At 70.1% G+C, this 13,914-nt stretch carries 13 protein-coding genes; 10 read left to right on the top strand and 3 right to left on the bottom strand.

Going from position 1 to position 13,914, the window contains the following annotated elements:
• The first annotated feature begins 40 nt into the window (after window positions 1-40).
• Both NF616_RS11795 and creB read left to right on the top strand, forming a co-directional pair.
• Complete coding sequence (locus NF616_RS11795; RefSeq protein ID WP_252273474.1) at window positions 41-1,153, top strand: hypothetical protein; 1,113 nt, start codon at window positions 41-43, stop codon at window positions 1,151-1,153.
• A 220-nt stretch (window positions 1,154-1,373) separates the two neighbouring features.
• The gene (creB, locus tag NF616_RS11790) at window positions 1,374-2,060 is read left to right on the top strand and encodes a two-component system response regulator CreB (protein WP_252273473.1); all 687 of its coding nucleotides are present in this window, start codon (window positions 1,374-1,376) and stop codon (window positions 2,058-2,060) included.
• Here the strand turns inward: creB and NF616_RS11785 are convergent.
• Window positions 2,057-5,872: an AfsR/SARP family transcriptional regulator gene (locus tag NF616_RS11785; protein ID WP_252273472.1), complete on the bottom strand. Its 3,816-nt coding sequence runs from the start codon at window positions 5,870-5,872 to the stop codon at window positions 2,057-2,059. The two genes, creB and NF616_RS11785, sit on opposite strands and share 4 nt — an antisense overlap.
• A gap of 219 nt (window positions 5,873-6,091) precedes the next feature.
• Between NF616_RS11785 and creC the strand changes: the two genes are divergently transcribed.
• The 8 genes from creC to NF616_RS11745 all read left to right on the top strand — a co-directional run bounded on the left by creC (window position 6,092) and on the right by NF616_RS11745 (window position 12,173).
• The gene (gene creC / locus NF616_RS11780) at window positions 6,092-7,513 is read left to right on the top strand and encodes a two-component system sensor histidine kinase CreC (RefSeq protein ID WP_252273471.1); all 1,422 of its coding nucleotides are present in this window, start codon (window positions 6,092-6,094) and stop codon (window positions 7,511-7,513) included.
• A gap of 81 nt (window positions 7,514-7,594) precedes the next feature.
• Window positions 7,595-7,882, top strand: coding sequence for a hypothetical protein (locus tag NF616_RS11775; RefSeq protein WP_252273470.1), 288 nt, complete (start codon window positions 7,595-7,597; stop codon window positions 7,880-7,882).
• Window positions 7,882-8,874 (top strand): hypothetical protein, encoded by a 993-nt coding sequence (locus tag NF616_RS11770; protein ID WP_252273469.1) that lies wholly within the window; start codon window positions 7,882-7,884, stop codon window positions 8,872-8,874. The genes NF616_RS11775 and NF616_RS11770 overlap by 1 nt, the downstream gene beginning before the upstream one ends.
• 74 nt (window positions 8,875-8,948) lie before the next feature.
• Entirely contained in the window at window positions 8,949-9,386 is a 438-nt protein-coding gene (locus tag NF616_RS11765) for a CBS domain-containing protein (RefSeq protein ID WP_252273468.1), read from the top strand.
• A 168-nt stretch (window positions 9,387-9,554) separates the two neighbouring features.
• Window positions 9,555-10,907, top strand: coding sequence for a cell envelope integrity protein CreD (creD, locus tag NF616_RS11760; protein ID WP_252273467.1), 1,353 nt, complete (start codon window positions 9,555-9,557; stop codon window positions 10,905-10,907).
• 45 nt (window positions 10,908-10,952) lie between these two features.
• Window positions 10,953-11,249 carry a hypothetical protein gene (locus NF616_RS11755; protein WP_286675022.1) on the top strand — a complete coding sequence of 99 codons (297 nt, stop codon included), beginning with the start codon at window positions 10,953-10,955 and terminating at the stop codon, window positions 11,247-11,249.
• A 118-nt stretch (window positions 11,250-11,367) separates the two neighbouring features.
• Window positions 11,368-11,646 carry a hypothetical protein gene (locus NF616_RS11750; protein WP_252273466.1) on the top strand — a complete coding sequence of 93 codons (279 nt, stop codon included), beginning with the start codon at window positions 11,368-11,370 and terminating at the stop codon, window positions 11,644-11,646.
• Between the two features lie 8 nt (window positions 11,647-11,654).
• Complete coding sequence (locus NF616_RS11745; RefSeq protein ID WP_252273465.1) at window positions 11,655-12,173, top strand: hypothetical protein; 519 nt, start codon at window positions 11,655-11,657, stop codon at window positions 12,171-12,173.
• Window positions 12,174-12,259: 86 nt separating this feature from the next.
• Here the strand turns inward: NF616_RS11745 and NF616_RS11740 are convergent, their stop codons facing one another.
• Both NF616_RS11740 and egtD read right to left on the bottom strand, forming a co-directional pair.
• Entirely contained in the window at window positions 12,260-12,877 is a 618-nt protein-coding gene (locus NF616_RS11740; RefSeq protein WP_252273464.1) for a glutathione S-transferase, read from the bottom strand.
• 72 nt (window positions 12,878-12,949) lie between these two features.
• Window positions 12,950-13,912 (bottom strand): L-histidine N(alpha)-methyltransferase, encoded by a 963-nt coding sequence (gene egtD / locus NF616_RS11735; RefSeq protein WP_252273463.1) that lies wholly within the window; start codon window positions 13,910-13,912, stop codon window positions 12,950-12,952.
• Window positions 13,913-13,914: the final 2 nt, after the last annotated feature.

Genomic DNA, 13,914 nt, shown 5'->3' with positions numbered 1-13,914 from the left:
AGCGCCGTCTGCGCTCCCAAGTGATGAAGTGGTGACAAGGATGATGGAATTGCAGTACCAGGTCTGGTCGAACAGCTCCGCGCTGACGGCCCGGCTGCTCTCGGCGGAGCCCGAGTTCATAGGCTTGGAACGGATTTGTGGCATGGCTGGCGACGGCTACCTGCGGGTGACCGCGGTGAGCGCGGAAGGCCAGCACGTGGTCGGCATGTATGCCGACCCGGCCGATGCCCTGAGCCTGAGCGCGTTCGTCTGGACCCGCGCCGGCGGCCTGCAGCGGCTGGGCGGCCTGAACGGCGGCCGCTACTGCTCGGCCGAGGGCATCAGCGCCTACGGTCGCGTGGTGGTGGGCACCGCCGAGGATGGCGATGCGGAAGGCGCCGACCGCGCCTTCCGCTGGACCCGACAGGGCGGCATGCACGACCTCGGCACACTCAACTTCGGCCGCTACTCCCACGCCTACGCCTGCAGCGCCGACGGCCTGGTGGTGGTCGGCGATGCCGCCGACGGCGCCGTCGGTCACGCCTGCCGCGGCTTCTACTGGACCTTCGCCAGTGGCATGCGCAGCCTCGGCGTACTCCACGGCGGCCTGACCAGCCATGCCTGCGCGATCAGCGCCAACGGCCGGGTGATCGCCGGCTACGCCGACGATGGCGCCCGCGACAATGCCCGTCGCGCCGTGCGCTGGACCGAGCAGGACGGCCTGCGCAGCCTGGGCACGCTGAATGGCGGTCACTACTCGACGGCCACGGCGATCAGCGCCGACGGCAGCACCATCGTCGGAGTCGCCAGCGACGGTCATGCCGGCGAGGCCCTGCGCGCCTTCGTCTGGCGTGAGGAGACCGGCATGCGCAGCCTCGGCGGGCTCAATGGCGGCCTGGTATCACGGGCCAACGGCGTCAGCGCCGACGGCGCGGTGGTGGTGGGCGTGGCCAGCGACGGCTGCGCCGACGACAACGAGCGTGGCTTCGTCTGGACCGCCGACGGCGGCATGCGCTGCGTCGAGTCCTGGCTCTACGAACACTCGCTGGCCGCCGAGGCGGTCCCGGTGGTGCAGGTCAACGGCATCAGTGCCGATGGCCAGATGCTGGTCGGCCAGCTCGAAGGCGAACGTGCCTTCATCGCCAGCGTGCGACCGCGCTGGCCGCTTTCCTGAGTTTCGGCGCCACGGACGGTGCCACCTATTCACACGCGTTGTCATGGGTCGACAGGGATGTTGCCCACCCTTTTTCGGAGCAAGCGCCATGGAGCATTGGCTGATCGGCGGCGCGCTGGCGCTGATTTACCTCAGCGGCCTGTACGTCTCGTCGCGATTGACGCCCTGAACGGCATGCGGCACCGTGCTCGGCACGTTCATCCCCACGCGCACGGACGCCATGCCGCACATCCTCATCGTCGAAGACGAAGCCGCCATCGCCGACACCCTGGTGTTCGCCCTGCAGAGCGAAGGCTTCACCACCACCTGGCTGAACCTGGCCGAGGCGGCACTGGAGTTCCAGCAGCTCACCCCGGCGGACCTGCTGATTCTCGACGTGGGCCTGCCGGATATCAGCGGTTTCGAGGCCTGCAAGCGCCTGCGGCGGTTCTCCGAGGTGCCGGTGATCTTCCTCACCGCGCGCGACGCCGAGATCGACCGCGTGGTGGGCCTGGAGATCGGTGCCGACGATTACGTGGTCAAGCCCTTCAGCCCGCGCGAGGTGGCGGCGCGGGTGCGGGCCATCCTCAAGCGCATGGCGCCGCGTGCGGCCGAGCCGGTGGCGGAGACGGGCGGGCTGTTCAGGGTGGATACCGAGCGGGTGCAGATCCACTACCGCGGCCAGCTGCTGGTGCTGACCCGTCACGAATTCCGCCTGCTGCAGGCGCTGCTGGCGCAGCCGGAGCGGGTTTTCGCCCGCGAGCAGCTGCTGGACGCCCTGGGCGTGCCGGCCGATGCCGGCTACGAGCGCAACATCGACAGCCATATCAAGAGCCTGCGCGCCAAGCTGCGCCAGGTGGCCGCCGACGCCGAGCCGATCCAGACCCATCGCGGCCTGGGCTACAGCTACAGCCCGAAGAACGCCTAGCTGGCGAGCAGGGCCGCGGCGTCGGTGCGGTCCTGCGGGTCGGCGTGTGCGCCCAGCTCGGCCAGCAGCCCGGCCAGCCGGTTGCGATGCGTCTCGGTGGGCTGCCAGCGCAGGCGGGTCATGGCCAGGCGCAGGTGCCAGGCGCCGGCGCCCAGGTAGTCCGCCAGTTCGTCTGCCTGTTCCAGCAGGGTCGTCACCTCGTCTTCCCGGCCCAGTGCCAGCAGTGCTTCGGCGCGCAGGCGCAGCAGTTCCGGCATCAGGTAGCGATCGGCGCGGTGCTCGGCGATCTCGCCCAGGCGTTCGGCCTCGCACGCCAGCTCGGCGTGGCGGCCGAGGCGCAGCAGGGCATCGAGCTGCAGGGTGCCGAGGGTGACCTCGATGCTCGACATGGACTGGCGATTGCCGGCCACGCCGCGTTCGATGTCCGCCATGCCGCTGGCGTCGCCCTGGGCTACCCGCGCCCAGCCGGTCATCACGTCGGCGATGTCGTGCCACACCTGCAGGCCGTTGCGCTGGCTCAGGTCGAGGGTCTCCGCCGCCATCGCCAGGACCTGCTGCGGGTCGCGCCGCAGGAAGTGCAGCATGGAGGTGAACACCAGCGAGTAGCACACCGCGTTGGCGAAGCCGCCGGCGCGCACGTCTTCCAGCAGCTCGTGGCAGACCGTTTGCGCACGCTCGGCGTGGCCGGCGATCCACAGGCCGAGCAGCAGGTAATTGCGGGCGTTGACCAGCGGGTCCTCGCCAAAGTCGCGCAGGCACTCCAGGCGCGCCTCGGGCTCGCAGCAATCGAGCATCGCCTCGGCCAGGGCGCGGGATTCGTGCAGTGGGCGGCCCCAGAACGAGCCGACCAGGCAGCAGTTCTGGCCGACCAGCAGGTGTACCGGGCGGCCGGTGCGGCGGGCCGCCTCCAGCACCTGCTGGCCCAGCTCGCGGACACGGTCGTGGGTCTGCTCGGAGCCGGCGCCGCCCCAGATGCCGAACAGGGTGCGGAAGCGCAGCTCCGGATCGTCGGCCTCGGCGCCGAGCGCGTGGGCGCGGGCAAAGGCGGCCAGGGTGGTGGCGGCGCCGTAGCCGTCGGCGGAGTTGAGCACCGTGCCGAGGGCCAGCTGCAGCTCCAGCTCCAGCGCGTCGCGCTCGGTGCCGGCCGGCAGTTCGGCCAGGCAGGCCAGGGCGCGCTGCAGGCTCTCGGCCGCCTCGCGGTTGGCCGAGATGCGTCGGGCATTGGCCGCGGCCCGTTGCCAATAGGGAATCGCCTCGCCGGCCATACCGGCCTCGGCCAGGTGGTGGGCCAACTGGGCCGGCACATGCTCTGCGCGGGCCGGGAAACGCTGGCGCAGGATATCGGCGATGCGCGCATGGCTGCGTCGGCGCTGGGTACGGGTCTGCGACAGGTAGGCGGCCTGGTGGATCAGCGCGTGCTTGAACTGGTACAGGGTCGATTGCCGGCCGGGGTTGACCAGGCCGCTGCGCAACAGGTCCTTGAGGTGGCCGTGCAGCACCGCCGGGTCGCCCTCGTGCAGAGCCTCGAGCAGCTCGATATGGAATTCGCGACCGATGCCGGCGGCCAGCTGGGCGGTGGCGCGCGCGCCGCCGAGCAGGTCGATGCGCGCCATCAGCAAGTCGTTGAGGGTCAGCGGCAGGCCCTGTCGCACACCGTCGCTGGCCGCCCATTGCGCCAGCTCCTCGATGAACAGCGGCACGCCGTCGGCCATCGCCAGCACTCGCTGCAGCTCGCCGCGATCCAGACCGTCGGTCAGCCCGGCGACCATGCCGCGCGCCAGCTCGGCGCTCAGGTGCGGCAGCTCCAGGTGAAGCGCGCCGGCATCGAGCCAGGGCTGCGCGGCGAACTCGGGGCGCGCGGTGATCAGCAGCATCAGCGGGCGCTGCTCCGGCTCACGCAGCAGACGCTCGAACAGCTGCAGGGTGGAGGAGTCCGCCCAGTGCGCGTCTTCCAGAACCAGCAGCAGGGGCTGCTGGCGGTTGGCGCGGAGGATGGTCAGCAGCGCGTCGAGCATGCGTTCGCGCCATTGGTCGCCAGGCATCTCGCGCACCGGCGAGGCTTCCGGCAGTGGCAGGCCGAGCAGGTCGGCGACCAGGTCGCGGCCCTCGGCGTCCAGGGCGAAGACGCGCAGCATCTCGTCCAGCCGCTGGTAGCGCTGTGCCGGGGTGGTGTCCGGTTTGAAGCCGGCCAGGCCGCGGATCAGCTCGGCGCAGGGATAGAGCGGGTCGCTGCGGTGCGGCTCGAGGCAGCGCAGCTCGACCTGGCGGCCGGGCAGGCTGACCGGCAGCTGTTTGGCCAGTTCGAGGACCAGGCGCGACTTGCCCACGCCCGGATCGCCGGAGAGCAGCAGGCCGAGGCCGCGACGCTTCTCATGCACCTGCTGCCAGAGGTCGAGCAGCCGGCGCAGTTCGCCGTCGCGGCCCACCAGCGGTGTCAGCCGTGGCTGCGCGGCCAGGCGGTGGCGCGCGGCGCTCGCGGCCTCGGCGCGGTAGATGGTGCCGGCGCTGGCGCCGGTGCCGAGCAGACACAGCTGCAGCGCCTGGCAGCGGAAATAGCCCTGCACCAGGCGATGGGTGGCGCTGCTCAGCGTCACTTCTTGATAGCCGGCGAGCTGGCGCACCTGGATCGCCAGGTCGGAGGTGAAGCCGGTGGCGTCCGGCATCTGCTGGCCCGGCGCGGTGACGATCTGCCCGGTGTGCAGGCCGCAGCGCACCTGGGCCGGCTCGCAGGCGTCGGCCAGCGCCAGGGCGGCCTGCACGGCGATGCGCGCGGCATCCTCGCGGGCCTGGGGATAGCCGAAGTAGGCGAGCAGGCCGCCGCCGTGGGCTTGCACCAGATAGCCGCCGTGGGCGCGGATCACCTGGGCGCACTGGGCCTGGGGCTCGGCCAGCAGGGCCAGCGCCTCCTCGGGGTCGACACTGGCCGGGGTGGAAATCTCGCAATACAGCACCGTGACCTGGCGCAGCTCGGCCGGCGGAGGCGGCAGCGTCACCGGGCGCGGCGGCACGCGCACCGGCGTGGCGCCCAGCTCGCCCTGGCGAATGCGTTGCTGCAGGGCCTGGCATTCCTTGCTCGGGTGCACGCCCAATTCCTTCCACAGCTGATTGCGGAAGCTCTCGTACTGCGACAGGGCGGCGCCGCTCTGGCCGTTCAGCGCCAGCAGGCGCATCAGGCGCTGCTGGCCGCTCTCCTGCCAGGGATCGAGCTCCACCAGGCGGCGCGCGTGGGGCAGGGCGCGCTGCAGTTCGCCGTGCTGCTCGAAGTGATTGCTCAGGTGCTCGAGCAGGGCCAGCGCGTGGCAGCGCAGGGACTCGCGCTGCAGCAGCAGCCAGTCCTCGAAGTCGGGGCAGTCGGGCAGGTCGAGGCCGGCGAGGAAGTCGCCGCGGTACAGCGCGGCCGCTTCCTCCAGCTCCTCGATGCAAGTTGGGCACTGCTGGCAGGCCGGGCTCTCGGCGCAGCGCTGCGGACCCTGGCGAAAGCGCAGGGCGTCGATGCGGCCCTCGGGCAGGAAGCGCAGACTGTTCTTGCCGGCGTCGAACAGCTCCAGGCCGGTCGGCGTTTCCAGCACCCGGCGCAGGTCGGACAGGGTGCGCCGCAGGTTGCCGCGCCAGGTGCTGGCCGGGCTGGATTCCCAGAGCAGGGCGGCGAGCGTCTCGCGGCTGTGTTCGCGTTGATGCTCCAGGCTCAGATAGGCGAGCAGGGCGCGCATCTTGTCGTAGTTGAAGCCGTCCAGCGGCTGGCCACGCCAGGAGACGGCGAAGCCGCCGAGCAGGTTCAGGCGCAGCGGGGCGACGGAGGTGACAGCGTCCATGGGATTTTTCCCGGGCTGGGCGGCCTGGGCCTGGCGGGTTGGGCAGATCCGGTTCTTGTGGTTTGTACGGTATGCTGGCCTTGTCGTTTCGCCGTGCAGGCGCCGCCGGCCGTGACCGCGCCGCTATTCTGCCATCGAAGCCGGATGGCCGGCGACAGCCGCCCGGCGCTCTCGTACAAGGACGTCATTCATGCTCATGCCTCGCTGGGGAATTAGCCCGTGCCGCTAGGGGTTCGCATCTTCCTGGTGTACTTCCTGTTCGTCGGCCTGGCCGGCTGGTTCGTGCTCAGCACGGTGATGGACGAGATCCGCCCCGGCGTGCGCCAGTCCACCGAAGAGACGCTGGTGGACACCGCCAACCTGCTGGCCGAGATCCTCCGCGACGAGGTGAAGAGCGGCAGCCTCACACAGGGCCGCCTGCCCGCGCTGCTCGAATCCTACGGCCGGCGCCAGCCGCAGGCGCAGATCTGGGGCGTGGAGAAGCGCGCGGTGAACCACCGTATCTACGTCACCGACGCCCGTGGCATCGTCCTGCTCGACTCCAGCGGCGCCGCCGTCGGCCAGGACTACTCGCGCTGGAACGACGTCTACCTGACCCTGCGCGGCGAGTACGGCGCCCGCTCCACCCGCGAGAACCCGGACGACGAGAACAGCTCGGTGATGTACGTGGCGGCGCCGATCCGCGACGGCGAGCGGATCATCGGCGTGGTTTCGGTGGCCAAGCCGAACAGCTCGCTGCAGCCCTATATCGAGCGCTCCCAGCGCCGCCTGGGCTGGCTCGGCGCCGGGTTGATCGCCCTCGGCCTGTTGATCGGCGGCGTGCTGTCGTGGTGGCTCAGCGGCTCGTTGCGCCAGCTGACCCGCTATGCCGGCGCCGTCAGCCGTGGCGAGCGGGCCGAGCTGCCGGAACTGCGCGGCGGCGAGCTCAAGCAGCTGGCCCAGGCGGTGCAGAAGATGCGCACCGAGCTGGAAGGCAAGGCCTATGTCGAGCAGTACGTGCACACCCTGACCCACGAGCTGAAGAGCCCGCTGGCGGCCATCCGCGGCGCCGCCGAGCTGCTCGAGGGCGAGATGCCGGCCGAGCAGCGCCAGCGCTTCGTGGCCAACATCGCCGGCGAGGGCGCGCGCCTGCAGCAACTGATCGAGCGCCTGCTCAACCTGGCCCAGGTCGAGCAGCGCCAGGGGCTGGAAGAGCGCGTCGCGGTGCCGCTGCACGCGCTCGCCGACGAGCTGCTGCAGGCCCAGGCGGCGCGCATCCAGGCCGCCGGGCTGCGGGTGGAGAACCGCATCGCAGCCGATCTCGCCGTGCAGGGCGAGCGCTTCCTGCTGCGCCAGGCGCTGGCCAACCTGCTGGACAATGCCCTCGACTTCACCCCGGCCGGCGGTCTGCTGCGCTTCACCGCCGAGCGGCACGACGGTCGCCTGGAGCTGGCCCTGTTCAACCAGGGCGAGGCGATTCCCGACTACGCCCTGCCGCGCCTGACCGAGCGCTTCTACTCGCTGCCGCGGCCGGGCAACGGGCGCAAGAGCACCGGCCTGGGCCTCAACTTCGTGCAGGAAGTGGCGCTGCTGCACGGCGGCGAACTGCGCCTGAGCAACGTACCGGACGGCGTGCGCGCGAGCCTGCTGCTGCCGGCCTGAACGCTCCGCGAACGCTGGCCGAACAGACTGTGGCTCCCCGACCTGGCCGGCTTTGCCGGCCGCCACGTTCCAGGAGCCATCATGACCCGCATTCTTTCGCTGTTGCTTCTCGCCACCTCCCTCGCCGGTTGCACCGGTTCCGGGCAGAACGCCCTGCTCGGCGACGTGCTCAGCCGCGCCATGCAGGAAACCTCGCTCAGCAGCGCCGACCAGGGCCTGGCGGTCAAGGCCGTGCAGGTCGCCACCCAGAGCGCACAGAATTCCGGCCAGAGCCAGGATGCGGGCTACGCCGGCAGCGCGGCGGATGCGCCGGCCAGTTCGCCTTCCAACTCTGCCGAGCCGGCCGGCGAAGACGCCGAGGTCTGGTGATGCGCAGCCGCTTTGCCTGCCTGCTGCCGGGCCTGCTGCTCGCCGGCGGGGCGCTGGCCGCCGATGGCCTGATCGACGCGCCCGGTGCCGTTGCCCCGGTGGGCTTCGACATCCAGGGCAGCCCGCTGCCCAAGGCCCAGGTGCCGGCGCTGCGCGGGCGCCTGGAACGGCTGCTCGGCCAGCTGCGTGGCACGCCCGCGCTGGCGCCTTTGCGCGGCTTCGCCATCAACCAGAGCGCGCGTCTGTTCGAGCAGCCGGCCGCGCTGGCCGGCGCCCCGTCCGGCGGTTGGGCGCACCTGCTGGTGCGGCGCATCGACCCGGCGCGCAGTGAGCGTGACCCGAGCGGCGCCTGGCGCGGCCTCGGTGAAGGCCCGGCCATCGAACTGCGGGTCAACGACCAGGCCGCGCTGTTCGGCTACGGCGTCGGCAAGGACGCCCTGGGCGACTACTACCAGCTGGCGGTCAAGCCGCGGCGCCTGCAGGGCATGCCGGTGCTGCAGATTGGCAGCAAGGACGTGGTGGTGGTGCACAAGCCCGGCCGCAAGCCGTTCGCCCACATCAGCCGGCAGCGCTATCTGGAGGGGCTCATCGCCGGCGAGCACGCACACATCGCGCTGCTGCAGAAGCAGCTGGCCGAGGCCACGGACGCCGAGAGTCGCCACCAGCTGGAGCAGTTCATCCACCAGTGGCAGGGCAGCGTGGCGCAGAAGCAGGCGTCGCTGAACGGCATGAGCGAGGCCGAGCGGCGTTCGCCGACCTGCCAGAGCAGCGGCTCGCGCGGGCTGTTCGCCGCCTGCGGCGAACCCGGCGCGGTGTACTACGTGACCTTCGCCCCCGACTACTTCCAGCCCGGTCTGCCGCCGAGCAGCGTGCAGCTGCTGACCATCAGCGTGGTCAACAAGGGCTTTCTCAACGACCGCGTGCTGGGCCTGAAGCTGCGCGAGGCGGTGGCGCAGCTCGATCTGCCGGCCTTGCAACGGAGCCTCGACTGAGCTGGGCTATTCTTCCCTGGCCGGGCAAGGATTCTGCCCGGCGCAGAACAACAGACAGCCCGGGGAGGCGTTGCATGAAGACCGTTGCGGAACTGCTCAGAACCAAGCCCAGTGCCTATGTGCACCACATCGCCCCCGAGGCCTCGGTGCTCGAGGCGGTCAAGCAGCTGGCCGAGAAGAAGATCGGTGCGCTGCTGGTGCTGAGCGGCGGGCGCCTGGCGGGCATCGTCAGCGAGCGCGACTATGTGCGCAAATTGGCCGAGCTGGAGAGCGCGGCGTTCGACGCCAAGGTCGCCGACATCATGACCGCCGACGTGATCACCGTCAGCCCGCGCGATAGCGTGCAGCACTGCCTGCAACTGATGACCGACCGCCGCCTGCGCCACCTGCCGGTGGTGGCCGAGGGCGAGCTGATCGGCATGCTGTCGATCGGCGACCTGGTCAAGCAGACCATCGACGACCAGGCCAGCCTCATCCAGCAGCTGGAGCAGTACATCCGCGGCGAGCAATAGCGACCGCCGTTTCTTCCCCTCTCCCGCTGGGTGAGGGGTGATTCGGCCGCGGGGCCTTCGCACCTCGGTCGCCACACAAATTCCACACAGCCTCCACATACCGCGCACGGTGCCGCCACGGGCGCCGTCGAGACTCTCCCCACGGTCCAACCAAGGAGAGTCACCCATATGAACCGCAACCTGCTGATCAAGCTCGGCGCCATCGCCGCGCTGATCCTGCTGCTGATGATCCCGATCATCATGATCGACGGCATGATCGACGAGCGTCAGAGCCTGCGCGACGACGTGCTGCAAGACATCGCCCGCAGCTCCAGCCACAGCCAGAAGATCACCGGCCCGCTGCTGGTGGTGCCCTACCGCAAGACCCTGCGCACCTGGAAGACCCACGACAAGACCGGCGAGCGCTACCTGGAGGAGAGCGAAGTGGGCGGGCGCATCTACCTCCTGCCGGAGCGCCTGGCCATCGGCGGCGAGATCGGCACCGAGCTGCGCGCCCGCGGTATCTACCAGGCGCGCCTGTTCCACAGCAACAGCCGCCTCGCCGGCCACTTCGAGGTGCCGGCCAACTTCGGCGTGACCGAGGACGTCGGCGACTACCGTTTCGGCGAGCCCTTCGTCAGCGTCGGCATCAGCGACATTCGCGGCATCAAGAACAACCTGGTGCTGGAACAGGGCGAGCGCCGGTTGCCGTTCCAGCCGGGCAGCGCCGACCCGATGCTCGGCGCCGGCGTACACGCGCCGCTGCCGATGGCAGTAGCCGACATACATCAGGGCCAACGCCTGGAGTTCGCCTTCGACCTGTTGCTGCAGGGCACCGGCGAGCTGGGCATCGCCCCGGTGGGCCGCGAGACCCTGGTCGACCTGAAGGCCGACTGGCCGCATCCGAGCTTCATTGGCGAGTACCTGCCGAGCGAGCGCGAGATCGGCGCCGAGGGCTTCACCGCGCGCTGGCAGACCAGCTTCTTCGCCACCAACATGGAGGAGGCCTTGAACGAGTGCGCCAGCAGCGGCGAGTGCCATGCGTTCATGACCCGCCAGTTCGGCGTTAGCTTCGTCGACCCGGTCGACCAGTACCTGAAGAGCGACCGCGCGCTGAAATACGCGCTGCTGTTCATCGCCCTGACCTTCGCCGGCTTCTTCCTCTTCGAGGTGCTCAAGCGCCTGGCCGTGCACCCGGTGCAGTACGGCCTGGTCGGCCTGTCGCTGGCGATGTTCTACCTGTTGCTGCTGTCGCTGGCCGAACACATGGCCTTCGCCCGGGCCTATGCGCTGGCGGCCTCGGCCTGCGTGCTGCTGATCGGCTTCTACGTCAGCCACGTGCTGCACAGCTGGTTGCGCGGCGCCGGCTTCACCGCGGCGCTGGCCGGGCTCTACGCGATGCTTTATGCGCTGCTCTCCGCCGAGGACTACGCCCTGCTGATGGGCTCGCTGCTGGTGTTCGGCCTGCTCGCCGCGGTGATGGTGCTGACCCGCAAGCTCGACTGGTACGGCGTCGCCAAGCCGGCCACGACCATCGCCTGACTCCCGACCGGCGCGGCCCTGGCCGCGCCTTGCGAGGTATTCACCATGATCCGTCTGTTCATGCAGTTTTCCGCCTGTTTCGCCCTCGGCCTGGTGGTGGCCGGAGTGCTCCTGATCGGCCTGATGTTCTTCGGTCAGTTCGACCTGATCCACGGCCTCAATGTCAGCGGCCGTCCGCTGGCCAGCGTCGCCCTGGCGCTGCTGCCGGGCGGCTTCTGGGAAAGCCTGACCGGCGTGCCCGGCAACGCCGACGTGCAGTCGTTCCTGCAGCTGTGCGTGGCCCTGGCGCAGATCGCCCTGCTGCTGGCCGCCGGCTTCTTCCGCCTGTGGTACCGCGCATGAGCGGGCATGTCGGTTTGCGCGAGGAGGCGCGTCTGGGGCATCTGCTGGCGCGGCGCATCGCCCGGTTGTTTCCGCCGCAGGGCTCTGTGCGCAAGTCGTTCCGTCGGGAGGCTCCGCCATGTCGTTGAAACCCCTTGGCGCCTGGCATTTCACCGTGGGGCTGATGGCCGGCAGCACGCTGGCCTATCTGCTGGCCGTGGCATTGGGAACGCTGCTGCCGTCCTGGCCGTTCAATGCCTTCTTCACGCCGCTGGCCGCGCTGGCGCTGGTCCTGCAGGCGCCCTATGTATGGCGCCCGGTCGCGCCTCATGGGCGACGATGGCGATTCGGCGCGGCGTTGGGCGCGATCGTGCTGGCGCTGGTCTGGCTGTACTACGGCCACGGGTGGCTGCCATGAGTCGGGCGATGTCCGTGCTATGGGTGCTCGGCAGGTTGCTGTACCGCGCCGTGCTGCTTATTTTGTGGCTGCTGTTGCTGATCTACCTGGTCTTCAAGATGAGCGAGCGCAGCGACGCCATCGACTCGCTGCCGGCGCAGCTGGAGGTGGACGGCGTGGTGCTGATTGGCAGCGAGAGCGGGATTCGTGAGGGCTGCGGCGTGGCGGTGCTGCGCATGTCGCCGACCCTGCGTATGCGCCTGCTGCGCGAGGGCCTGGAGGCATTGCACGACGCGCGGCAGGCCCGCGGCTATACGAGCGAGTACCACCACTTCGCGCCCTGGCAACCCACGCCGACCGCGGGTGACGAGGACGAGGCGATCAGCCCCATCTTCCTCGGCCTGCAATGCGTCGACGCCGACGAGGAGCTGGCCGCGCGAATCGGTGAGGCCGCCCGGGCAAAAGGTGGCTACTACAGCACCAAGCCCGAAGGCGCCCTGCTGCTGTTGCCACGCGAGGGGCTGATCGTGTTGGGCTACTTCGGATGAGGGGCAGGTCTGCATGAAGATGTTCACCGACTCTGCACGACACTGAGCGCTATACGGTGCCGAAGGAGCTGCAGCGCCTGCGCTGATCAGCGCGGCACTGTCGCCTGCATCGATGGCCGCTGGCTGACCTCCGCGTACCAGCCGGCCAGGCCCGGGAAGCGTTCGCGCCAGGCCAGCTGGGGCTGGCGGAAATCGAGATAGCCGAGGGCGCAGGCCAGGCCGATGGCGGCGATGTCGAAGCGGCTGGCGAGCTCGGCCAGGCAGTCGTGCTCGAAGTGGGCGAGGGCCCGTTCGATCTTGTCCTGCTGGGCCTGCTGCCAGGCGTCCCAGCGTTTTTCCTCGGGGCGCAGGAAGGTCTCGTAGCGCAGCAGCACGGCGGCGTCGAGGATGGCGTCGGCCAGCGAGGCCAGGGTCAGGTGGCGCCAGCGGGCGGTACCGGTGGGGATCAGCGGCTCGCCCACGTGCTGGCTGTCGAGGTAGTCGAGGATCACCCGGCTGTCGTGCAGCACGCTGCCGTCGGCCAGGCGCAGGGCGGGGATCTTGCCGGCCGGATTGCCCTCGATCACCGCGGGATGGGGCGCGACCGGCGACAGCTGCACCTCGTGCAGGGCCACCCGCTCGGTCTGCCCCGTTTCGTGGAGCAGGACCATCACCTTGCGCACGAACGGCGAAGCGGGGGAGTGGAACAGGGTCATGGTGCTCATGGTCGATCCTCGCGGCGGCAATATCGTCCGAGCGTTGCAGCCGCGCGCCGATCTGGCAACCCCGGCGCCCGCCTATTCGCGGCGCAGGAAGTGGACGCTGAACAGCTGCGCGGGGTCGCGCCACATCGCCGCCGAGGCGAAGCCGCAGTCGGCCGCCAGCTCGCGGAAGCTGGCCGGGGTGTACTTGTAGGAGTTCTCGGTGTGCAGGCTCTCGCCGGCGGCGAAGTCGAACACGCGGTTTTCGATGCGCACCTGCTGCGCCTGCGGGCTGACCAGGTGCATCTCGATGCGCGATTCGGCCTCGTTGTAGAACGCGCGGTGCTGGAAGCGGCGCGGGTCGATGTCGCTGTCCAGCTCGCGGCGGATGCGCTCCAGCAGGTTGAGGTTGAACAGCGCGGTCACGCCGGCCTCGTCGTTGTAGGCGCGCTCCAGCACTGCACGGTCCTTGACCAGGTCGACGCCGATCAGCAGGCCGCTGCCGACCGGCAGCGCCTGGTGCAGGTTGCGCAGGAAGTCGCGGGCCTGCTCGGGGTCGAAGTTGCCGATGCTCGAGCCGGGGAAGAAGGCCAGCGGCTGCCCGCCCAGCGCCTCGGCCGGCAGCTTCAGCGGCTGGCTGAAGTCGGCGCACAGCGCGTGCACGTCCAGCCAGCGGTAGTCGGCGGCCAGGCGATGGGTGCTGGCGTGGAGGAATTCGCGGGAGATGTCGATGCCCAGGTAGCGCGCCGGGCGCAGCGACTCCAGCAGCAGGCGGATCTTGCGGCTGGCGCCGCTGCCCAGTTCGATCAGGCTGACATTGCGCCCCGCCAGCGCGGCGATGTTGGCCGCCGCCAGGCGCAGGATGGTTTCCTCGGTGCGGGTCGGGTAGTACTCGGGCTGGCGGCAGATCAGCTCGAACAGCTGGGAGCCGGCGTGATCGTAGAAGAACTTCGGCGACATGGATTTAGGGCTGGCGGCGAAGCCCAGCAGGGCCTCGTCGCGCAGGGCCGCCTGATCGGGGCTCAGGGACTGTTCGTGGACGCGGATTGCCAATGCCATGG

The organism is Pseudomonas subflava (assembly GCF_023823685.1).
GTDB lineage: Bacteria > Pseudomonadota > Gammaproteobacteria > Pseudomonadales > Pseudomonadaceae > Aquipseudomonas > Aquipseudomonas subflava.
Note: the sequence above shows the minus strand (reverse complement) of the source record. Positions and strands in the feature narration are given on the sequence as shown.

What these genes read in the sequence shown, in the direction of transcription:
- NF616_RS11785 (WP_252273472.1), bottom strand. Translation starts at nt 5,872, where the DNA reads ATGGACGCTGTCACCTCCGTCGCCCCGCTGCGCCTGAACCTGCTCGGC.
- NF616_RS11770 (WP_252273469.1), top strand. Translation starts at nt 7,882, where the DNA reads ATGCGCAGCCGCTTTGCCTGCCTGCTGCCGGGCCTGCTGCTCGCCGGC.
- creB (WP_252273473.1), top strand. Translation starts at nt 1,374, where the DNA reads ATGCCGCACATCCTCATCGTCGAAGACGAAGCCGCCATCGCCGACACC.
- egtD (WP_252273463.1), bottom strand. Translation starts at nt 13,912, where the DNA reads ATGGCATTGGCAATCCGCGTCCACGAACAGTCCCTGAGCCCCGATCAG.
- NF616_RS11755 (WP_286675022.1), top strand. Translation starts at nt 10,953, where the DNA reads ATGATCCGTCTGTTCATGCAGTTTTCCGCCTGTTTCGCCCTCGGCCTG.
- NF616_RS11765 (WP_252273468.1), top strand. Translation starts at nt 8,949, where the DNA reads ATGAAGACCGTTGCGGAACTGCTCAGAACCAAGCCCAGTGCCTATGTG.
- NF616_RS11745 (WP_252273465.1), top strand. Translation starts at nt 11,655, where the DNA reads ATGTCCGTGCTATGGGTGCTCGGCAGGTTGCTGTACCGCGCCGTGCTG.
- creD (WP_252273467.1), top strand. Translation starts at nt 9,555, where the DNA reads ATGAACCGCAACCTGCTGATCAAGCTCGGCGCCATCGCCGCGCTGATC.
- NF616_RS11750 (WP_252273466.1), top strand. Translation starts at nt 11,368, where the DNA reads ATGTCGTTGAAACCCCTTGGCGCCTGGCATTTCACCGTGGGGCTGATG.
- NF616_RS11775 (WP_252273470.1), top strand. Translation starts at nt 7,595, where the DNA reads ATGACCCGCATTCTTTCGCTGTTGCTTCTCGCCACCTCCCTCGCCGGT.
- NF616_RS11740 (WP_252273464.1), bottom strand. Translation starts at nt 12,877, where the DNA reads ATGAGCACCATGACCCTGTTCCACTCCCCCGCTTCGCCGTTCGTGCGC.
- NF616_RS11795 (WP_252273474.1), top strand. Translation starts at nt 41, where the DNA reads ATGATGGAATTGCAGTACCAGGTCTGGTCGAACAGCTCCGCGCTGACG.